General features: G+C 39.9%; 18 protein-coding genes, 2 tRNA genes and 3 rRNA genes. 17 read left to right on the forward strand and 6 right to left on the reverse strand.

What is annotated here, in order from left to right; all coding sequences use genetic code 11:
* The first annotated feature begins 52 nt into the window (after positions 1–52).
* From G0028_RS02950 to G0028_RS02975, 6 genes are all read left to right on the forward strand, one after another.
* A complete protein-coding gene (locus G0028_RS02950) occupies positions 53–2,041 on the forward strand; it encodes a lytic transglycosylase domain-containing protein (RefSeq protein WP_180046431.1) in 1,989 nt (662 codons plus the stop codon).
* 45 nt (positions 2,042–2,086) lie between these two features.
* The gene (locus G0028_RS02955) at positions 2,087–2,749 is read left to right on the forward strand and encodes a ribonuclease T2 family protein (protein ID WP_130074394.1); all 663 of its coding nucleotides are present in this window, start codon (positions 2,087–2,089) and stop codon (positions 2,747–2,749) included.
* A gap of 169 nt (positions 2,750–2,918) precedes the next feature.
* Positions 2,919–3,905: a malate dehydrogenase gene (locus G0028_RS02960; RefSeq protein WP_130074395.1), complete on the forward strand. Its 987-nt coding sequence runs from the start codon at positions 2,919–2,921 to the stop codon at positions 3,903–3,905.
* Between the two features lie 289 nt (positions 3,906–4,194).
* Positions 4,195–5,339, forward strand: a protein-coding gene (locus G0028_RS02965) for an IS3-like element ISAba14 family transposase (protein WP_099046175.1) whose coding sequence is annotated in 2 segments (ribosomal slippage) — positions 4,195–4,459 and positions 4,459–5,339 — 1,146 coding nt in all. Because the reading frame shifts where the segments join, the coding sequence is not laid out codon by codon here.
* Positions 5,340–5,400: 61 nt separating this feature from the next.
* Positions 5,401–5,637 carry a DUF2789 family protein gene (locus G0028_RS02970; protein WP_130074396.1) on the forward strand — a complete coding sequence of 79 codons (237 nt, stop codon included), beginning with the start codon at positions 5,401–5,403 and terminating at the stop codon, positions 5,635–5,637.
* Between the two features lie 209 nt (positions 5,638–5,846).
* On the forward strand, positions 5,847–6,098 hold the full coding sequence (locus tag G0028_RS02975; RefSeq protein ID WP_174493349.1) for a DUF2789 family protein: 252 nt from the start codon (positions 5,847–5,849) through the stop codon (positions 6,096–6,098).
* A 66-nt stretch (positions 6,099–6,164) separates the two neighbouring features.
* Here G0028_RS02975 and G0028_RS02980 read toward each other — a convergent pair whose 3' ends face one another.
* Positions 6,165–6,692 (reverse strand): hypothetical protein, encoded by a 528-nt coding sequence (locus G0028_RS02980; protein WP_180047946.1) that lies wholly within the window; start codon positions 6,690–6,692, stop codon positions 6,165–6,167.
* 94 nt (positions 6,693–6,786) lie between these two features.
* The gene (locus G0028_RS02985; RefSeq protein WP_180047944.1) at positions 6,787–7,389 is read right to left on the reverse strand and encodes a 2OG-Fe(II) oxygenase; all 603 of its coding nucleotides are present in this window, start codon (positions 7,387–7,389) and stop codon (positions 6,787–6,789) included.
* A 114-nt stretch (positions 7,390–7,503) separates the two neighbouring features.
* Between G0028_RS02985 and G0028_RS02990 the strand changes: the two genes are divergently transcribed.
* From G0028_RS02990 to rrf, 8 genes are all read left to right on the forward strand, one after another.
* A complete protein-coding gene (locus tag G0028_RS02990; protein ID WP_130074400.1) occupies positions 7,504–8,361 on the forward strand; it encodes a 23S rRNA (adenine(2030)-N(6))-methyltransferase RlmJ in 858 nt (285 codons plus the stop codon).
* 37 nt (positions 8,362–8,398) lie between these two features.
* Entirely contained in the window at positions 8,399–9,226 is an 828-nt protein-coding gene (pssA, locus tag G0028_RS02995) for a CDP-diacylglycerol--serine O-phosphatidyltransferase (protein ID WP_130074401.1), read from the forward strand.
* A 19-nt stretch (positions 9,227–9,245) separates the two neighbouring features.
* Entirely contained in the window at positions 9,246–10,316 is a 1,071-nt protein-coding gene (locus G0028_RS03000; protein ID WP_180047942.1) for a DUF6670 family protein, read from the forward strand.
* 441 nt (positions 10,317–10,757) lie between these two features.
* Positions 10,758–12,294 (forward strand): 16S ribosomal RNA (locus tag G0028_RS03005).
* A 59-nt stretch (positions 12,295–12,353) separates the two neighbouring features.
* Positions 12,354–12,430, forward strand: a tRNA-Ile gene (locus tag G0028_RS03010).
* 74 nt (positions 12,431–12,504) lie between these two features.
* Positions 12,505–12,580: transfer RNA gene (locus tag G0028_RS03015), tRNA-Ala, on the forward strand.
* A gap of 361 nt (positions 12,581–12,941) precedes the next feature.
* A 23S ribosomal RNA gene (locus tag G0028_RS03020) occupies positions 12,942–15,834 on the forward strand.
* A 161-nt stretch (positions 15,835–15,995) separates the two neighbouring features.
* Positions 15,996–16,110 (forward strand): 5S ribosomal RNA (rrf, locus tag G0028_RS03025).
* The 16S, 23S and 5S rRNA genes sit together here with 2 tRNA genes alongside, the layout of an rRNA operon.
* Positions 16,111–16,220: 110 nt before the next feature.
* Here rrf and G0028_RS03030 read toward each other — a convergent pair.
* The 4 genes from G0028_RS03030 to G0028_RS03045 form a co-directional block, all read right to left on the reverse strand.
* Positions 16,221–17,594 (reverse strand): dihydrolipoyl dehydrogenase, encoded by a 1,374-nt coding sequence (locus G0028_RS03030; protein ID WP_180047496.1) that lies wholly within the window; start codon positions 17,592–17,594, stop codon positions 16,221–16,223.
* 83 nt (positions 17,595–17,677) lie between these two features.
* Positions 17,678–18,847, reverse strand: coding sequence for a hypothetical protein (locus G0028_RS03035; protein ID WP_180047495.1), 1,170 nt, complete (start codon positions 18,845–18,847; stop codon positions 17,678–17,680).
* A gap of 207 nt (positions 18,848–19,054) precedes the next feature.
* Positions 19,055–19,477 (reverse strand): beta-lactamase hydrolase domain-containing protein, encoded by a 423-nt coding sequence (locus G0028_RS03040; RefSeq protein ID WP_180047494.1) that lies wholly within the window; start codon positions 19,475–19,477, stop codon positions 19,055–19,057.
* The gene (locus G0028_RS03045; RefSeq protein WP_130074063.1) at positions 19,470–19,805 is read right to left on the reverse strand and encodes a TIGR01244 family sulfur transferase; all 336 of its coding nucleotides are present in this window, start codon (positions 19,803–19,805) and stop codon (positions 19,470–19,472) included. The genes G0028_RS03040 and G0028_RS03045 overlap by 8 nt, the downstream gene beginning before the upstream one ends.
* A 124-nt stretch (positions 19,806–19,929) precedes the next feature.
* Here G0028_RS03045 and G0028_RS03050 point away from each other — a divergent pair, with 124 nt between their 5' ends.
* The 3 genes from G0028_RS03050 to G0028_RS03060 all read left to right on the forward strand — a co-directional run bounded on the left by G0028_RS03050 (position 19,930) and on the right by G0028_RS03060 (position 21,701).
* Positions 19,930–20,829, forward strand: a complete 900-nt coding sequence (locus G0028_RS03050; RefSeq protein WP_130074064.1) for an alpha/beta hydrolase — start codon at positions 19,930–19,932, stop codon at positions 20,827–20,829.
* Entirely contained in the window at positions 20,826–21,254 is a 429-nt protein-coding gene (trxC, locus tag G0028_RS03055; RefSeq protein WP_130074065.1) for a thioredoxin TrxC, read from the forward strand. The genes G0028_RS03050 and trxC overlap by 4 nt, the downstream gene beginning before the upstream one ends.
* Before the next feature lie 78 nt (positions 21,255–21,332).
* The gene (locus G0028_RS03060) at positions 21,333–21,701 is read left to right on the forward strand and encodes an acyl-CoA thioesterase (protein WP_218946370.1); all 369 of its coding nucleotides are present in this window, start codon (positions 21,333–21,335) and stop codon (positions 21,699–21,701) included.
* The last annotated feature ends 10 nt before the right edge of the window (positions 21,702–21,711 follow it).

Genomic DNA, 21,711 nt, shown 5'->3' on the forward strand with positions numbered 1-21,711 from the left:
TGAGAATAATTAAACTACACGTTATTTCGTGCGATGTTGAAAAAGGTTAACCATGCAAGATAACAATACCTTGGTGAGAGAAAACGTGTTAAATCAAAAATCAATCAAAAAAAATAAAATAACATCGTGTGTTTTAGGTTTAGTTGCATGTGCAGGTTTACAAGTCACGCAGGCTGTAGAAGAACAATTTAATGATGTACTTCGTAATGCCAATAATCCAGCAGCTTTAGAGCAATACAAGTATTCCATGCAAAATGATGCATTAGGATATTACCCAGAATATTTCTCGTTAAATTCAAATTTAGCATTTCAACCTGCTGCAAATATTGTGAGCTTTGCACAGCGTTACCCACAGTCTGCTATGGCAGAAAAGCTTGCTGCAGATTATGTCGAAGAAAAAGTAAAACAAGCCGACTTTGCGAGTGCTCAACCTGTTTTGGCTTATGTGTCTAATCCAGACCAAGCAGAAAGTTGTGCTATGGCACAAGTACGTGCCAAAACAGGCGATTCCTTAGTCTTTGCTGAGTTTAAAGATGTTTGGTTGGCGACCAATTCTCAACCTGAATCATGTAATGGCTTAGGTCGTTTAATGTTGTCTAGTCCGTTATTGACGGCTGAAGATCGTCAACAGCGACTCTATGCACAGCTTCGTGCGGGGCAGTCTGGACAAGCCATTGCTACCGCACAGTCGATCGGTGTTAATCTTTCATTGGCACAACTTAATCAGATTCAAGCCAATCCATTAAATTATTTATGGACAGCACCTAAAGCCAATGTTACAGATTATGCTTATATGATATTTGCTTTAGGGCGTGCTGCAGACACTGATTTAACCTCTGCCTTACAGTCTGTGCCACGCCTTGCTCAGGGTGTGCCTGATACAGTACAAAAGTATTTATACCGTACAGTCGGTTATATTGGCGGGACAACGGTGATGAAAAATAATTTCAATCGCCAAGTCTTAGAAAGTTTAGATGCCAGTTATGGTGCGCCATTTAGTGCAGAAGAGGCTGAAATTTATGCACGACAAGCCATTCGTTTTGGGGCATGGGAAAGTGTCATTCGTGCGATTGAGAGCATGAGTGTGACACAAAAACAAGAAGATCGTTGGCAATATTGGTTAGCACGTGCATCTGAACAACGGGGTGATAAATCCTCGAAAAAGACTGCCGAAGAAATTTTTAAACGTTTGGCAATGTCAGGCGATGATTACCATAATCTCTTAGCAAGAGATCATATTGGTCAAAAATATAATGACGGTTTGAGTCAGGAACAACCATCGTCAAGCGATGTGCAACGTTTGAATCAAGATATTCATTTCCGCCGTGCATTTGCCTTAAAAAATATCAATGCCAATCCGAGTTATACCAATCGTGAATGGAACTGGGCAGTGCGCCAAGCGTATTTAAAACAAGATGATGGTTTATTGCTTGCTGCTGCACAACGTGCGACGAATATGGGGTGGTATGATCGTGCAATTTATGCAGCAGATCGAACCAAGAAGAAGCATAACTATACGTATCGTTATGCCACACCACATCAATCTTTAGTTGTCAGTCACAGTCGTAATGTTGGCATTGACCCTGCTTGGGCATATGGTTTGATGCGTCAAGAAAGTCGTTTTGTCACTGCGGCTCGTTCACATGTGGGGGCAGGTGGTCTGATGCAAATCATGCCAGGGACAGCAAAGCAAGTTGCACGACAAATGGGTGAAACCTATAATCCTGCCGCACTGAGTGATCCAAATACCAACATTCGCTATGGCACATATTATTTATCTATGATTCAACAACAGTTAAGTAATAATCCTGTTTTAGCGACAGCGGGGTATAATGCAGGCCCAAACCGTGCTAAACGTTGGCAGCCAAATGATCGCAGTTTAGCCGCAGATCAATATACTGAGGCGATTCCACTGAATGAAACACGCGATTATGTAAAAAATGTGATGACCAATGCGGTACATTACGGCATGTTACTCGGGCAAGGACCACAAGTCATTGAAAGCCGTATGCCAAATATTGCCATTCGAGCTTTTGAATAACAGAATTGGATGATTTTGTAATAAATTTTTGTGTGCATGGTTACAATGAAGAACGTTGTGTTGAATCGCTTGAAAAGAAAAATTCGTGTGTGGGTATTGATCTGCACAGGATTTTTCTTATTTAAAATGGATGCATCTGCTGCACCCGCACGACCACAAGGTTATGTAATGCAAATACAGTTGACGCCAGCGGTTTGTGCTTTGGATAGCTCTAAACAAAAGCAACGTAAATGTTTAGAAGGCTATTCACTGACCATTACAGGTTTACTACCTGAAACCACACAAAAAGATTGCCAAACATCTTCATCTGCAACACTTACGCCACTACAATCTAAAGTTGTTGCTCGTGTGATGCCCGATCAAAACGCACGAACCCAACTTTGGGCGAGTGTTGGAGGGTGTGTCCCCATGAATGCGAGTCAATATTTTAGGACAATGATTAATTTGGCTGAAAAATTAAAAATTCCTGCTGATCTGACTAGTGCAGACAGTCGAGTGGTGTATCACAATCAATTAAAAGCACAATTTACTAAACTGAACCCAAGTTTGCCTTCAAATAGTCTGAATTTTATTTGCCAAAGCAGTCGATCAAGCACAATTTTGACTGAAATTGAAGTCTGTTACAAAGTAAATGGTCAATATAAACAATGCTCAAGTCAATTGGTTTCAAATTGCCCAAATAGTTTTTCCATAAAAGGTGCCTATTAAGGTTTTGAAAGCACTTATTTATTTTTCCTATAATACTTTTGTTGAAAATCATTTTCTTTTAAATGCATAACGGAAAAGATTGGAGTACAATCTTTGGCGTTTATGATAATTCGATTAAATGGAAATAGTCCTTTAATCACATTAACGATCCTCAATTGGAGATAATTACATGAAGCAAGCAGTTCGTGTTGCCGTTACTGGCGCTGCAGGTCAAATCGGTTACAGCTTATTATTCCGTATCGCTAGTGGTGAAATGCTTGGTAAAGACCAACCAGTTATCCTTCAATTATTAGAAGTTCCATTTGAGAAAGCTCAAGCTGCGCTTAAAGGCGTAATGATGGAACTAGACGACTGTGCATTCCCATTATTAGAAGGCATGATCGGTACTGATGATCCTAAAGTTGCATTTAAAGATGCTGATTATGCACTTTTAGTTGGTTCACGTCCACGTGGTCCAGGTATGGAACGTGCTGAATTACTTAAAGTGAACGGTGAAATCTTCATCGGTCAAGGTCAAGCATTGAATGAAGTTGCAAGCCGTGACGTTAAGGTTCTTGTTGTAGGTAACCCTGCAAATACGAACGCTTATATCGCAATGAAATCTGCACCAGATCTTCCTGCGAAAAACTTCACAGCAATGTTACGTCTTGACCACAACCGTGCGTTAACTCAACTTGCTCAAAAAGCGAACGTTGCAGTTTCTGATATCAAACACATGACTGTTTGGGGTAACCATTCTCCAACAATGTATGCTGACTACCGTTTTGCGACAGTAAACGGCGAAAGCTTAAAAGACAAAATCAATGATGCAGAATGGAACAAAGATGTATTCCTTCCAACTGTTGGTAAACGTGGCGCTGCGATCATCGAAGCACGTGGTTTATCTTCTGCTGCATCTGCTGCAAACGCTGCGATCGACCATATGCGTGATTGGGCGCTTGGTACAAACGGTGAATGGGTAACGATGGGTATTCCTTCTGATGGTTCTTATGGTATTCCTGAAGGTGTAATGTTCGGTTTCCCTGTAACTTGCGAAAATGGCGAGTACAAAATCGTTCAAGGTCTTGAAATCGACGAATTCAGCCGTGAACGTATCAACTTCACTTTAGAAGAGTTAGAAGGCGAACGTGCAGCAGTTGCTGACATGGTTAAATAATTGAATTTTTAAGATCGTTGATCTTTTAGATTGAATTAAAAAAAGCACTCCATTTGGGGGTGCTTTTTATTGGTATTCGTTGATAAAAATGATTAACAAACAATAACAAGAATAAAGCAAGATCATGCTGAATTTAGAATAAAAAACAGTTAATTTTAAAAGTGATATCGTCAATTTAAACTTTAACAATAAGCAACGCAGGAAAATAATATGAGAGATGGATCCGGAAATTTGAACAACTCCTATAAGTGATACTCTGCTCCTCAAATGATGTTATAAACATCAATATATGGAGTATTTTATGGCACGTAGACCAAGAAGAAATCATTCAAACGACTTTAAGGCTAAGGTAGCACTTGCTGCGATCAAAGCAGAAAAAACACTTGCTGAATTGAGTTCTGAGTTTGATGTTCATCAAAACCAAATTATTGACTGGAAAAATCAATTGATCTCAGCTTCCTCACAAGCTTTCGATCAATCAAAAGCTCCATCAGAACCTCCCATTGATCTTAAAAAGTTACATGCAAAAATCGGTGAGCAGGCATTAGAAATTGATTTTTTAGAAGGTGTGTTGAAGAAACTGGGCCGCTTCAACCACAAAAGTTAATCGATCACTCACTTCAGATTTCAGTATCTAAACAAGCTAAGTTACTGAAAGTCTCTCGTGGTTGTTATTATTATCGCCCAAAACCTGTTAGCTCATCAGATCTGAAGCTGATGCGATGTATTGATGAATTACATATGCAATATCCTTTTGCAGGCAGTCGTATGATGCGTGATTTGTTGAATCGTCAAGGGCATCATATAGGACGACGTCATACACGTACTTTAATGAAGAAAATGGGTATTCAGGCGTTATATTGCAAACCAAATTTAAGCCAGGCTAATCAAGCTCACCGTAAATATCCATATCTGCTCAAAGGATTGGCTATTCAGCGCAGTAATCAAGTGTGGTCTACTGATATAACGTATATCCCTATGGCAAAAGGCTTTGTTTATTTATGTGCTGTGATTGATTGGCATAGCCGCAAGGTACTTGCGCATAGGGTATCGATTAGTATGGAGGTGGATTTTTGTATTTCGGCTTTAAATGAAGCGATTGAAAAATATGGATCACCTGAAATATTGAATACAGACCAAGGCAGTCAGTTCACCAGTGATGCATTTATTGATGTATTGAAATCAAATGGCATTCAAATCAGTATGGATGGTAAAGGTCGATGGGTAGATAATGTGATGGTTGAACGATTATGGCGGAGCGTTAAATATGAAGAGGTGTATCTCAAAGCTTATAGCAGTGTCACAGATGCGAAAAAGCAATTGAGTGCATATTTTGAGTTTTATAATCTGAAACGACCTCATTCGAGTCTAGACAAAATGACACCAAATGAGTTTTACTATGATCAGCTACCCCAACAAAACAAGGTGGCTTAACTAGAGCGGAATATCACTTATAAATACGCTTTTAGTTGTTCAAACAAGTGGAACCACCTCTATGTTTGATGAACAACCGACACTTAAATTGTTATTTGATCAATTGGGATTGGATTCAGATCAGGCTTCAATTGATCAATTTGTTGCAACACATCAGCTACCACAAGGGGCGATGCTACATGAAGCGAGTTTTTGGAGTGATTCACAGCGTGAGTTTATTGCAAGCCATTGGCGTAAAGATGACGATTGGGCTTTGGTGATTGATGAACTGAACGAGTTATTGGCAGATAAGTCTTAGATTTTAAATAGAATGTCTATGCTTTCTATAAGTGTGTGAAAATTAATCACAAATTGAAACAACAAAAAATAGTCTTAGGACTATTTTTTTTGTCTAAATTCTTATAAGTTGGTTGTATAAGGAAATACAATTTTATTGATATAAATTTATTGGATAAGCTTCATAAATGTTTGAACGATAAAAATTTACCGAGGGAGGGCAGGAAGCTCATGAACACTCAACCATCTTTAGCCTTATTATTTTCTCAGCTCGGTTTGGCAAATAGTCCTGCTGCAATTGAGCTCTATATTCGTACTCATCAATTAACATCTAGTCAAAATTTGCATGACGCGCCATTTTGGAATAAATCACAACGTGACTTTTTAATCAGTCATTTGGTTCAAGATGATGATTGGGCAATGTGGATTGATGAACTAAATCAACAATTACACATGGATGCCTATAAACTACAAACGGCTTAAAAGTATTTATTTCAAACTGAAAAAAAGATGGTATTTCACCATCTTTTTTTGTTTTAAATTCAAAGCTTAATGTAATTTATGTTGAATTAAATCATTAAACCATGTGTTTTGACGTACCTGTTTAAAGGCAGGATGTTCTTGCAATAATGCTACATCACATTGTTCAGTTTTCACATATTTACTGAGCCAATGTCGTGTTAAGGCCAATTCATTTTTAACCGCAGAGGCATAAGCAAGGAAGAAATAAATTTCATTATGTTCATGCGGTGTTAATGGTTTTAAAATTTGCTGCGTAATTAATGCAAAACGATTTTCTTGAGTAATTTCAAAATACAACATATAGGCTTTAGCTAAATGTAGCGACAATTTGAGATATAAACTCATCGGCATTTCTTCATATTCCACACGTGCACTTTCAAGCAATACAATGGCTTCTTGTAGAAAATGAATTTGTTCTTGGCGTACATGGCTAAGTACCACCAATTGCAAGCGTAAGTCAGCTCGTTCCAAAGCGAGTTCAGGCGTGTTTTCTTGCAAATACATTTGGTCTGTTTCACCAATACGTGCAATGATTTGTTTTGTATTTTCAAACATGCGCCTTCATCCTCATTTTTCAATAGCGCTATATATGAGGATGAATATTTAAATTTAAAGATAATGAGCAGCTAAAAAGAACAAAGCGTAAAACTTATAATAGTTGCTGATCTGAACGCAGCCATGCTGTAATGGATAAACGCTGATGTTTAGCTTCAATGACTTCGTGTAATAAATCACTCTGAAATATCGCAAGACGATTGGGTTTAGGGTGGATATAGTGCCATTGATTATTTTTATCTTGTAGATGTAATTGACCACCCCAATCATCTTGCCATTGCTTATGTAAATAATACACAGCGGAGATCATTCGACCATTTTTACCTTGTGGATTATCACGATGTAAAGTATAAAATTCGCCTGCATTATAACAAGCAAAATGTGCTTCTACTTCATTGATTCCTAAATAAAAATAACGATTTAATGTATTGGAGAGTTGTTTTAATGTGTCGATATGTTGTTGGGCAATGTCTAAATTGTCATTGATCCATAAAATATGATCACTACGAATATTGCTGATGACACCATTTTGAACGGCAGCAGCACGAAATTCATTAAGGTGGGTGGTACATTCGAGTACAAGTGCTTGTAAATAGTCTGTGGGATAAACATCATCAATAATGGCAAAACCGTGTTGATCTAAATCATCTAAAATTTGATCAACATTCCAAGACTTTGGGAGAAAGATCACATCCATACATATCCAAAAAATAACGAAAAAATAAAGGCTTTATTTTAGAACAAGAACGGGACAGTGAAGAAATATTTTTTCGTGCTAAAATAGTTGTTGAACTTAGGAATGAATCAAAACATGAATTACCGTCACCATTTCCATGCAGGCAACTTTGCCGATGTCATGAAACATGTGTTATTACTGCAAATTTTGGCACGTTTAAATGGCAAAGATAAACCATATCGTTATGTAGACACGCATGGTGGTGCGGGTAGATACGATTTATCGACTGCAGAAGCACAAAAATCAGGTGAATTTTTAAATGGTATTCACCGTTTGGTCAAATTAGATGACTCGATTAAGCGTAATGCGCCTGAAGGCGTAAAACAATATCTTAAAATTGTTGAAGATATGCGTGCAGGTTCAGGCAAAGGGGCATATCCAGGTTCGCCGTGGTTTGCACTTGAAGGTATGCGTGAAACAGATAAAGCCACTATTTTTGAAATGCAACGAGATGTATTTCAACAGCTTTATTATAATATTCGTGACAAACGTGCAGGCTTACATGAGCGTGATGCTTATGAAGGCTTACTTGGTGTGATTCCACCGAAAGAAAAACGTGGGTTGGTCATGATTGATCCACCATATGAGTTGGAGCGTAAAGATTTTCCTCAATTGGTAGAACTTTTAGTTGCAGCTTATAAAAAATGGCCTACAGGTATTTTTGCAGTTTGGTATCCAATTAAAGATCGTGCCATGATTGAACGCTTTGAAAAGAAAATGATCAAAACAGGCATTCGCCGTCAGTTGGTGTGTGAAGTCTGTGTCTGGCCAGATGACACGCCTGTAGGTTTAAATGGTTGTGGTCTATTGGTGATTAATCCACCTTGGAAATTCTCTGAAGATGCTGATGAAGCTTTACAATGGCTATTTCCACATTTACGTATGAGTGAAAATGGTGGTCATGCAGCAGTACGTTGGTTAGTTGGCGAATAAGCAAAATTGATGAAAAAGGTCACAGTAGGATCGAACAATGACAAATATAAATAAACCTGAAAGCAATCCTTCTTCGCACGATGATCATGCTTTTGACGGTATTACCTTTGAAGTCGAAGAGGTGGAGCATACCTATGAAGGGGAAAAGGTCAAACGTCGCGGGATCTACTTGTGGCCAAATTTAATCACCACTGCTGCATTGTTATCGGGTTTTTACTCAATTATTGCCAGTATGAATGGTGATTTTACCCAAGCGATTTACGCAATTTTCCTTGCTGCTTTATTTGATGGTTTAGATGGGCGTGTAGCCCGTGCAATAGGTGCACAAAGTGCATTTGGTGAACAATTTGATTCGCTCTCTGACTTATTGGCATTTGGTGTTGCACCTGCAATCCTGATGTACAGTTGGAGTTTACATGATCTCGGTCGCATCGGTTTGGCTGCATGTTTTGTCTATACCGCATGTGCTGCATTTCGTTTAGCACGTTTTAACGTGCAAATCGGTGTAGTCGATAAACGCTATTTTATTGGCGTTGCAAGTCCATTAGCCGCTGTGATGATCATTTCATTGGTCTGGGTTGGACGAGATTTTCCCGCTATTTTTGATTTGAAAGATATCGGTATTCAAATTGTTAATGCTGTGATTATTGTCGCTGTAGGATTATTGATGATTTCCAATATCAAATATTATTCATTTAAAACTGTTGATCGTAAACGTGTCCCATTTTTCGTGTTACCAATCGCTGTATTTATTTTGGCAGCAGTGACCTATAATATTCCTGTAGGCATTCTTATTATTTCAATTATCTATGCCATGTCTGGATTTATAACCACTTTTCTGGCTAGAAAAAATGCGGTGAGCTAATAAAAAGTAGGAGTTTGATATGCAGTTGTTCATGAATTTTATCGATGAATCCAAACAGCTCAATCAGGCTCCTTTTCCGCTAAAGCTCGATTATCATCCACAACGTGGACGATTTAAAATTATTCATCAAGGATTGATGATTCCTAATCTACCCGCACCTTTATATTACCTCAATTTCCTGAGCATCATTGGGCAATCCAACATTCCTATATTACGTAATCAAGATGCGATTCACACTACAGCTTTGGATACAGCAACGATTATTGTAAGTTGTAGTGCGCATATGGCTGGGCATTTTTCTTCTTATTCCATTGAAAATGATTGCAATTTCAAATCAGATTTTTATCAATTTTCAAATAAAGAAATATTACAAGGTACTTTTCCATTTTTTCGATTAACGCGCCAAGATGACGAGCTGAGTTTTGATCTTAAAATTCAAACTACCCCGATCATTTCACATTTCACCAAACTAAAATTAGGTATTTTTAATCATTGGTCTTTGCTGTGTCATTGTCGGGGTGAACTGAGTTACAAGGGACAAAGTTACAACATTGATGAAATGGGTTCATTTGAATATGCTCGCGCAATCAATATTCCTTATTTACCTTTGTGTTTTTTTACCTATCAAATTATTAACCTGCAAAATCAACGTCAATTGTTGTTAGGACAGATTCGTAATAACTTTAATCAAATCGTACAGTCGCGTATTTATTTTAGAGATGCGCAAACTTCAATCGCTGAGATGTTTGATGAAGATGTTCATTTCAAAATTTTGCGAGTGTATCCAAAAGTAAAAACACCTAATCACCAAGAAATGTACTTACCACGAGAGTTTTATTGGACTTTTCAAAATGGAAATAGAAAAATAGAAATCCATGCAGAAAGCCGTGGTGATTATAAATTTGGTCTAGCAGCAGGTTATGTCGGCAGTTTTAAATATTGTGTAAATATTGATGGAATTGAAGAAACAGGAGAAAGTGGCTATTGTGAATACATTGATTGTCGTCCTTTAAAGTGGCAAGAAAAAGAAAATGACGAAAAAAAAGCGGATGAAGCAATGAATATCATGCCATGTACGCTCAAAAAATAACAAAAACAGCCAAAATTGTAGAATAAATAAGCAAGCGATAAGCTTTTTAAAAAATAAATCAAAAAAGGGGTTGCGTCGTATCTGAAATACTGTAGAATGCACATCCATCGGCGGTGATGAAGATTAAAACTTCTGATAAAACAATGACTTGGTTGAATTGATTAAGTTGGGTTTTAGAAGGAAGGATTAAAAATAATTTTCATTACATGTTGACTTTCTAAAGATAGAGAGTAATATAGCCGACCTAGCTTGATGCTGACGAAGCATTAAGAAGATCATTAAGAGAATATGAAGAACAACTTGTGTGGATTTTTACTGGTTGATTGATCGAAATTATTTTCATTGATTGATGGTAGAAATTACTCGAAGTTTATTTGAGAAATTAATGTCAGAAAATTGATGAGCCAGATTTGGTGTTTAGAATAAAACACTATTGATTTTAAACTGAAGAGTTTGATCATGGCTCAGATTGAACGCTGGCGGCAGGCTTAACACATGCAAGTCGAGCGGGGAAAGGTAGCTTGCTACTGGACCTAGCGGCGGACGGGTGAGTAATACTTAGGAATCTGCCTATTAGTGGGGGACAACGTTTCGAAAGGGACGCTAATACCGCATACGCCCTACGGGGGAAAGCAGGGGATCATTTGACCTTGCGCTAATAGATGAGCCTAAGTCGGATTAGCTAGTTGGTGGGGTAAAGGCCTACCAAGGCGACGATCTGTAGCGGGTCTGAGAGGATGATCCGCCACACTGGGACTGAGACACGGCCCAGACTCCTACGGGAGGCAGCAGTGGGGAATATTGGACAATGGGGGGAACCCTGATCCAGCCATGCCGCGTGTGTGAAGAAGGCCTTATGGTTGTAAAGCACTTTAAGCGAGGAGGAGGCTACTTTGGTTAATACCTAAAGATAGTGGACGTTACTCGCAGAATAAGCACCGGCTAACTCTGTGCCAGCAGCCGCGGTAATACAGAGGGTGCGAGCGTTAATCGGATTTACTGGGCGTAAAGCGTACGTAGGCGGCTTTTTAAGTCGGATGTGAAATCCCTGAGCTTAACTTAGGAATTGCATTCGATACTGGGGAGCTAGAGTATGGGAGAGGATGGTAGAATTCCAGGTGTAGCGGTGAAATGCGTAGAGATCTGGAGGAATACCGATGGCGAAGGCAGCCATCTGGCCTAATACTGACGCTGAGGTACGAAAGCATGGGGAGCAAACAGGATTAGATACCCTGGTAGTCCATGCCGTAAACGATGTCTACTAGCCGTTGGGGCCTTTGAGGCTTTAGTGGCGCAGCTAACGCGATAAGTAGACCGCCTGGGGAGTACGGTCGCAAGACTAAAACTCAAATGAATTGACGGGGGCCCGCACAAGCGGTGGAGCATGTGGTTTAATTCGATGCAACGCGAAGAACCTTACCTGGTCTTGACATAGTAAGAACTTTCCAGAGATGGATTGGTGCCTTCGGGAACTTACATACAGGTGCTGCATGGCTGTCGTCAGCTCGTGTCGTGAGATGTTGGGTTAAGTCCCGCAACGAGCGCAACCCTTTTCCTTATTTGCCAGCACTTCGGGTGGGAACTTTAAGGATACTGCCAGTGACAAACTGGAGGAAGGCGGGGACGACGTCAAGTCATCATGGCCCTTACGACCAGGGCTACACACGTGCTACAATGGTCGGTACAAAGGGTTGCTACCTAGCGATAGGATGCTAATCTCAAAAAGCCGATCGTAGTCCGGATTGGAGTCTGCAACTCGACTCCATGAAGTCGGAATCGCTAGTAATCGCGGATCAGAATGCCGCGGTGAATACGTTCCCGGGCCTTGTACACACCGCCCGTCACACCATGGGAGTTTGTTGCACCAGAAGTAGGTAGTCTAACCGCAAGGAGGACGCTTACCACGGTGTGGCCGACGACTGGGGTGAAGTCGTAACAAGGTAGCCGTAGGGGAACCTGCGGCTGGATCACCTCCTTAACGAAAGATTGACGATCGGTAAGAATCCACAACAAGTTGTTCTTCATTGAAGTATCTGAGGGTCTGTAGCTCAGTTGGTTAGAGCACACGCTTGATAAGCGTGGGGTCACAAGTTCAAGTCTTGTCAGACCCACCATTCTGACGAACACATTATTTAATTGAAAAATTAAATATTGAGTACAGGGAATTAGATATTTTAGATCTTAAGCTGGGGACTTAGCTTAGTTGGTAGAGCGCCTGCTTTGCACGCAGGAGGTCAGGAGTTCGACTCTCCTAGTCTCCACCACATTCTTACGGAATGTTAACTAGCTAATAAACAAGCAAATAAAATGATAGCTTATAGAGCTTAGTGATAAAGAAGCGTATAATACGCTGCATTGTTATTAAGCTCTGTGATTTATCACAGTTGACTGCGATCTGACGAAGACGTAGTGAATCATTAACAGAATATATTTGAGTTGAAATAAATTGTTCATACTCGTTTCAAGTAGGCAACTACAAGAAATGAGTTACTAGCGATAAAACTGAATCAAGCGTTTTGGTATATGAATTTAGATTGAAGCTGTACGGTGTTTAGATACACAGTACTTCAAACTGTAATGTTGGTTATCCTACTTGTAGGGATGAACGACTGTTTGGGGTTGTATAGTCAAGTAATTAAGTGCATGTGGTGGATGCCTTGGCAGTCAGAGGCGATGAAAGACGTAATAGCCTGCGATAAGCTTCGGGGAGGCGGCAAATATCCTGTGATCCGGAGATTTCTGAATGGGGAAACCCACTTACCATAAGGTAGGTATCGTATGATGAATACATAGTCATACGAGGCGAACGAGGGGAAGTGAAACATCTCAGTACCCTTAGGAAAAGAAATCAATTGAGATTCCCTCAGTAGCGGCGAGCGAACGGGGATCAGCCCATTAAGTTATATGTGTTTTAGCGGAACGCTCTGGGAAGTGCGACCGTAGAGGGTGATAGTCCCGTACACGAAAGGGCACATATAATGATGACGAGTAGGGCGAGGCACGTGAAACCTTGTCTGAATATGGGGGGACCATCCTCCAAGGCTAAATACTCCTGACTGACCGATAGTGAACCAGTACCGTGAGGGAAAGGCGAAAAGAACCCCTGTGAGGGGAGTGAAATAGATCCTGAAACCGCATGCATACAAGCAGTGGGAGCCGACTTGTTCGGTGACTGCGTACCTTTTGTATAATGGGTCAGCGACTTATATTCAGTAGCAAGGTTAACCGTATAGGGGAGCCGTAGAGAAATCGAGTCTTAATAGGGCGTATAGTTGCTGGGTATAGACCCGAAACCGGGTGATCTATCCATGAGCAGGTTGAAGGTTGGGTAACACTAACTGGAGGACCGAACCCACTGTCGTTGAAAAGCCAGGGGATGACTTGTGGATAGGGGTGAAAGGCTAATCAAACTCGGTGATAGCTGGTTCTCCCCGAAAGCTATTTAGGTAGCGCCTCGGACGAATACCATTGGGGGTAGAGCACTGTTTCGGCTAGGGGGTCATCCCGACTTACCAAACCGATGCAAACTCCGAATACCAATGAGTACTATCCGGGAGACAGACTGCGGGTGCTAACGTCCGTAGTCAAGAGGAAAACAATCCAGACCGCCAGCTAAGGTCCCAAAATCTATATTAAGTGGGAAACGATGTGGGAAGGCATAGACAGCTAGGAGGTTGGCTTAGAAGCAGCCACCCTTTAAAGAAAGCGTAATAGCTCACTAGTCGAGTCGGCCTGCGCGGAAGATGTAACGGGGCTAAAATATAGTACCGAAGCTGCGGATGTATACTATGTATACGTGGTAGGGGAGCGTTCTGTAAGCCGATGAAGGTGGATTGAGAAGTCTGCTGGAGGTATCAGAAGTGCGAATGCTGACGTGAGTAACGACAAAACGGGTGAAAAACCCGTTCGCTGAAAGACCAAGGGTTCCAGTCCAACGTTAATCGGGGCTGGGTGAGTCGACCCCTAAGGCGAGGCCGAGAGGCGTAGTCGATGGGAAATTGGTTAATATTCCAATACTTCTGTGTAATGCGATGAGAGGACGGAGAAGGTTAAGTCAGCCTGGCGTTGGTTGTCCAGGTGAAAGGTTGTAGGCATGTATCTTAGGCAAATCCGGGGTACTCTATGCTGAGAACTGATAGCAAGCTGTACTTGTACAGTAAAGTGGCTGATACCATACTTCCAAGAAAAGTCTCTAAGCTTCAGTTACACAGGAATCGTACCCGAAACCGACACAGGTGGTCAGGTCGAGTAGACCAAAGCGCTTGAGAGAACTCTGCTGAAGGAACTAGGCAAAATGGTACCGTAACTTCGGGAGAAGGTACGCTGCTTTTGGTGATGGAACTTGCTTCCTGAGCTGAGAGCAGCCACAGAAACTAGGCCCCTGCAACTGTTTATTAAAAACATAGCACTCTGCAAACACGAAAGTGGACGTATAGGGTGTGATGCCTGCCCGGTGCTGGAAGGTTAATTGATGGGGTTAGCGTAAGCGAAGCTCTTGATCGAAGCCCCAGTAAACGGCGGCCGTAACTATAACGGTCCTAAGGTAGCGAAATTCCTTGTCGGGTAAGTTCCGACCTGCACGAATGGCATAATGATGGGGGCGCTGTCTCCAGCAGAGGCTCAGTGAAATCGAAATCGCCGTGAAGATGCGGTGTACCCGCGGCTAGACGGAAAGACCCCGTGAACCTTTACTGCAGCTTGACATTGAACTTTGATCTTACTTGTGTAGGATAGGTGGGAGGCTTTGAAACCGAGACGCTAGTTTCGGTGGAGCCAATCTTGAAATACCACCCTGGTAATATTGAGGTTCTAACTCTGTCCCGTGATCCGGGACGAGGACCATGTCTGGTGGGTAGTTTGACTGGGGCGGTCTCCTCCTAAAGAGTAACGGAGGAGTACGAAGGTGCGCTCAGCGTGGTCGGAAATCACGCGTAGAGTATAAAGGCAAAAGCGCGCTTAACTGCGAGACCCACAAGTCGAGCAGGTACGAAAGTAGGTCTTAGTGATCCGGTGGTTCTGTATGGAAGGGCCATCGCTCAACGGATAAAAGGTACTCTGGGGATAACAGGCTGATACCGCCCAAGAGTTCATATCGACGGCGGTGTTTGGCACCTCGATGTCGGCTCATCTCATCCTGGGGCTGAAGCAGGTCCCAAGGGTATGGCTGTTCGCCATTTAAAGAGGTACGCGAGCTGGGTTTAGAACGTCGTGAGACAGTTCGGTCCCTATCTACCGTGGGCGCTGGAAATTTGAGAGGATCTGCTCCTAGTACGAGAGGACCAGAGTGGACGAACCTCTGGTGTACCGGTTGTGACGCCAGTCGCATCGCCGGGTAGCTATGTTCGGAAGGGATAACCGCTGAAAGCATCTAAGCGGGAAGCCTACCTCAAGATAAGATTTCCCTAGGACTTTATGTCCTCTAAAGAGCCGTTGAAGACTACGACGTTGATAGGTTGGATGTGGAAGTGCAGCGATGCATGAAGCTGACCAATACTAATTGCTCGTGAGGCTTGACTATACAACACCCAAACAGTTGTATGTTTCAATGAATTCAAAGCAAAATGCTTGATTTAGTTCAAAAGCTAGTTACAATAGCAACTCAAATTATCCTGTTAATAACTCATTTGGTTGAAAGCCGTGGCATCTAAATAAGACCATAGCGAGTATCCATAACAGTTTGCTGGCGACAATAGCAAGAGTGAACCACCTGATCCCTTCCCGAACTCAGAAGTGAAACCTCTTAGCGCTGATGGTAGTGTGGGATTACCCATGTGAGAGTAAGTCATCGCCAGCTTTTAAATTTAAAACACCCCCAACCATACGGTTGGGGGTGTTTTTTATGGCGGGTGGGAAAATAGTATTTATAAATAAGGAATAATTATTTCAATTATTCCTTATTATATTTTATTGATTTAATTGTCTTCTAGCATGTTTGAAAGCAGTACGCAATCCTTCCTCAAGTGTTGGATGATAAAAGGGTTTTGTAAGAAGATCGTCAAGTGTTACTTCTTCAGCGATCATCCAAGAAAGTAAATGTGCCATATGCTCAGCGGATTCTACAAAAAGTTCTGCACCTAAAAGTCTTCGTGATGTTTTATCAATATAAACTTCAATGCCACCTTTATTTTTACCGAGTACAAGAGCACGTCCTTGTTTTTGATAGGATGCGAAACCAGTGATAAAATCAACTTCTTTGTCTTTTAATGCTTTATAACTCTGTCCTACTGTTGCCATTTCAGGTGAACTAAACATAATCGCAAGTGGTGTTAATGTCTTAATATTTTTAATTGGGGTATTTAGACAATTGTGTACAGTCATTCTACCTTCATGAGCTGCTTCATGTTGAATAGGTGTATTTGTAAATGCATCTCCAATAATAAAAATAGGTAAGTTTGCTAATTGCTTCGTTTGGGGATGGATCGGAAGTTTTTTTAGGTCTTGATATTCAGGATGAATATTTTCTAAATTCAAGGTGTTCAGCAAAGATTGTCTACCTGTTGCTATTAATAAGTAGTCGACCTCTAAAGTTATATTTTCATTTCCAAGTTGATAATGAATTCTTACACCATTTTTTGTTTTTTCAACTTTTTGTGGCAGTGTTTCAAATAAAATATTTATTTCTTTGGCAATAGTTTGTTGTGCTAATTCTTGCAATTGTGGGCTAGAAAGTGAACCGACTTTCTTACTTCGTGCAAAAACAGTTGTTTTTACACCTAAACGCTGCATGGCTTGTGCTAGCTCAATTGCAATTACACCACTGCCAATGACTGCGAGTGATTTAGGAAGTTGCTCTAATTCAAAGATTTGATCTGAGGTAATAAGGTGTTCTTTGAGTTCTTGTTTCCATGCAACATCAAAACTTGGTGTTGAGCCTACGGCAATAATAAAACTTTTTGCTTGAAATTGTTGTTGATTGACTTCGATTGTATTGGAATTAATAAATTTGGCTTTGCCATTTATTTTATGGGTAGAATTCCAACTTTCTACATCTTTTAATGTTGCTTGTGTAAATTGGTCACGCAGTTGGCGGACATGAGGCATAATTTGTGTCGTATTAATCTCTGCTTTAATGTTTAATCCAACTTCATCTGCGTGTTGTATATCATATAGACGATTTGCACTTGAAATCAGCACTTTACTTGGCATGCAGCCAACACGTGCACATGTTGTATCCCAAGGACCATCATTGATGATCAGTAGGTTTGAAGTGTATTTTGCAGCTTCTTTATAGGCTGAAATGCCTGCTGTACCAGCACCAATAATAATAATATCGTACATAAAAAATAACTCATAACTCACTATTTTAAAAAGAATATAATAAAAAAAGCCTTCAAATGAAGGCTTTCTTGCAAATATTTACATTAGTATTTGATGTTATTTGGTTGAGTTAAAGTTGTGCTAATCTTACCATTCTGATTGACAGATTGTCCCTCAAACGTAATACCATTAAGTGCATGTTTGAATTTCAAGATTGAACCATTTAGGGCTTGTTTAAATGTAAAAATATTTCTACCTTCAAGATAAATACTTCCCGTAAAATTTTGGGTATTGGCTGATGGAGTTTCATTTTCGATACGTGTACCTGAAATTGCTGATACATTAGGTAAATTAAGTACTTGTGTTAGGTTTGACTTAATGCGATAAGTAGCTAAAGCTGAATTATCACCTGGAATTGAATTAATTGTAAAGGATACAGGTTCTACTTCAGGAGTATTTGGGTTGTCATTTGTAAGAACGTCAAATGATGAATTGTTTTGGAGTACGTATAATTCACCATCTTTTGAAGTTGGGTCTTTATAAATACTTAAAGCACCTTTAGTTTCGGTAGTCTCATCATCATAAGTTAATGTTACTTGATAGTTACTATCAGCTTCATTCATAGAAACAATTCTTAGTTGATCAGTTTGAGTGAGCCCCCACGATTGTTTGTATGGATATCCAAATACACCAGTGACCCAAATATCATTATATTTTTTATCAGTATTACGATTATCAAATATGATGATCATTGTTTTACCGGTAAATTTATTAATTTGATCTTCTGAAAGTTTCATTCCTGCAATTTCATTATCGTTTACATCAAAATCCCAAGAAGTATATTTTTGAGGGTTAATATTATTTAAGGCATTTTTAATCACATTGTCGCCGAAAAGAATATAGCAGCCAGTATTTGCATATGTTCCAGAGTCCATGCATTTTTCACGATAATAGAAAGCTGTTTTGTCCTTATCAAATAGTTTTTTTGCATCTATAGCTAGCTGTAGTGGACCTTGAGAAAATGTATCTAAAGCATGATCAATATAGCCTTTAGCCGTTGTAGAATCATTTGGATCATAGTTTCCAAATAAATATTGCCCTTCAGTTTTTAGTAGATCTAATGTTTTTTGTGCTTTGATAGTTTCTTCAGATTGTGTTGTTGGAGGTATATTATCAGTAACTTTATTATCATAATAACCATCGCTACCTCCACCGCCACACGCAACGAGTAAATAAGACAGACTTAATGCTAATGTTCCTTTCAGAAAATTCATGAGTACCCCAAAAAAATGATTTGAAATGTATGTATAAATTTATTTATATTATGTAAAGATAGCACAGTTAAAATATGGTGCAAATAGCACCATATCATATTTCTTCTAATTTAAATCGACGCCCCCATACTCACGCCAACAGTTGGTTTAACATTCATACTGCTACAAGCGCTTAAAAGTACAACACTCATAATTACTAAAATGACTTTATTCATGAAGAAGTCCCGCCTCTTTTGCTTGATTAAATAATGAGGTTGATCTTGAGCCACTTTTGCAAATCATTAAAATAGGTTTGGGTAAACTATTGTAATATTTTGAAAATTCAATGACATCTTGTTGTGAGATCTTACCTGAAATGACAGGCTGATAAACCAAACTGACTTGAGATTTTTCAGATATTTGACGCAATTGAGATGCTGTAACAAGATTACCCCTTTCATTATCAGGTCGGTTCACAATGACAGATTTAAAGCCTTGAGTGAGCAAAACTTGAAATTTATCGATAGTCATTTTCCCCGCTACACTGACTGATGGTGTCAGTGTAGTTCGATCAAAAAGTGTTTCTGCAAAAGTGTTTGAAATACTAAAACAAAGAAAAACAATCCAAAAGGTAAATTGTTTCTTAGTCATCTAAGAGATCCATTTGTTTTGCAAGTTGGTAAAGGTTGTTTGAACGATTCCCTGTACGACAGAACATTAGCACAGGTTTTGGAAGTTCATTAAAATGATTCGCAAAAGTACGTACATCTACTTCTGTAATTTGACCTGCAACCACAGGCTGATGTACATAATCTAAGCCAGCATTACGTGCAGCTTCCTCAATTTGAGCACTTGTTGGTTGTTCAGCACCACCTTCTAAATCTGGGCGATTATTAATAATCGATTTAAAACCTTTTTCAACAACTTGGGAAATATGTTCAGGACCAATTTGGCCTGCAAATCCAACATTTTCACTCATGATGATGCTCCACAATATTTAAAAAAACTATGTTAGTATCATAGCATTAAGCTTTGTATTACGATTTAGTAATGAAGTAGATTTATAAGATAAAACCAACAAAATATAATGGAATGGAGTGCCTATGTACGCTTATACAGTCGAACCACTGTATGTTCCAAGCGGTCAGGAGGTGATTGCTGCTGATTTCTATAGACCTAAAAATATAAAAAAACCAGCAGTGATTGTGATGGCGCATGGATTTGCAGCCTTAAGACAATTTCGTTTAATCGAATATGCCAAGCGTTTTGCTCAAGCAGGTTATGCGGTTGTACTATTTGATTATCGTTATTGGGGGGGGAGTACTGGGCAACCCCGTGAACAAATTTCCTTGACCGATCAATTAGAAGATTGGAAAACAGTGATCACCTACGTGAGTAGTAAAAAAAGTATTAACTCACGTAAAATGGTGTTGTGGGGAACATCACTCAGTGGGGGATATGTCTTAACACTCGCAGCAGAAGTGAAAAATATTCAAGCGGTCATGGTGCAAATTCCTTTTGTGGATGGTACTGAAACGGCTAAACTTTATCCGATTCATCATTTACCGAAAGCGCTGAAACTCTCTAGCCAAGACTATATGAGTGCAAAAATAGGGATGCAGCCAAAAACATTGCCTGTGGTACATCCTTTTAGTTTGTGTTTTATTCCGACAAGGGACAGCTATAACGGTTATATGTCGATAGTCAATCCTGATTATTATTGGAGTGGTGAAGTTCCTGCACGGGTGTTCTTTAATTTGATTCGCTATCGCCCGATTGAAATCGTGAGAAGGATTAATATTCCTGTGTTGTTTATTGCGGCGAAAAAAGACAGTGTTGTTCCTATTTCATCTAGCCGTGAAACAGCAACAAATATTGCACCATTTGTAAAATATTACGAATGGAACATGTCTCATTATGATATTTATCATGGGCAATGGTTGGAAAAAGCCATTTTGACCCAATTAGAGTTTTTACATCAACATATTGGAGTGAGCTCATGATCATTGTATGCCCAGCTTGCGGCGCTAAAAATCGCGTACCTGATGAAAAATTAGATGCACAACCCACGTGTGGTCAATGTCATCAAGCGCTTATTCCACTCGCACCAATTGAGTTAAATGAACAAAATTTTAGCAATTTTGTCAGTCACAGTGATTTACCCATTTTAATTGATTTATGGGCGGATTGGTGTGGACCTTGTAAAATGATGGCACCACATTTTGCAGAAGTTGCAAAGCATAATCCACAGGTGGTATTTGCTAAAATTGACACGGAAGCAAACCCGCGTTTGAGCAGTGCATTTAATGTTCGTAGTATTCCAACGTTAGTTTTAATGAATAAAACCACAGAAATTGCTAGAATAAGCGGCGCTTTACGTTCTAGCCAGTTACAAGATTGGTTAGATGAGCAGTTAAAATCTTTTTAGTTAATTGACCAATTTGGAGTTCATGTGTCAGATTCTCATGTAAAACCTGAAGGTACGCTTTCCCTTCAAACCATCGCAATGCCTGCGGATACCAACTGGAGTGGTGATGTTTTTGGTGGATGGATCGTTTCGCAAATGGATTTGGCAGGTGCAATTCATGCAGAACGTTTTAGTAAAGGACGTTGTGCAACGATTTCAATTAATCAGATGACTTTTTTAGTTCCTGTAAAAGTCGGTGACGTGATTAGTTGTTATACGAAGATTTTAAAAGTGGGGAATACCTCAATTCAAATGCAGATTGAAGTATGGGATAGTCATGACAGTTCTCGTTCAGCAAAACGTGTAACAGAAGGCGTCTTTACCTTTGTTGCTGTTGATGTTGCTGGGAATAAACGTCAAATTCCTGAAGAAGTGAAAGTACAATACGCTGCATCGCAAAGTGCTTAACTTTTTGTAA

The organism is Acinetobacter piscicola, assembly GCF_015218165.1.
GTDB classification, from domain to species: Bacteria; Pseudomonadota; Gammaproteobacteria; order Pseudomonadales; family Moraxellaceae; genus Acinetobacter; species Acinetobacter piscicola_A.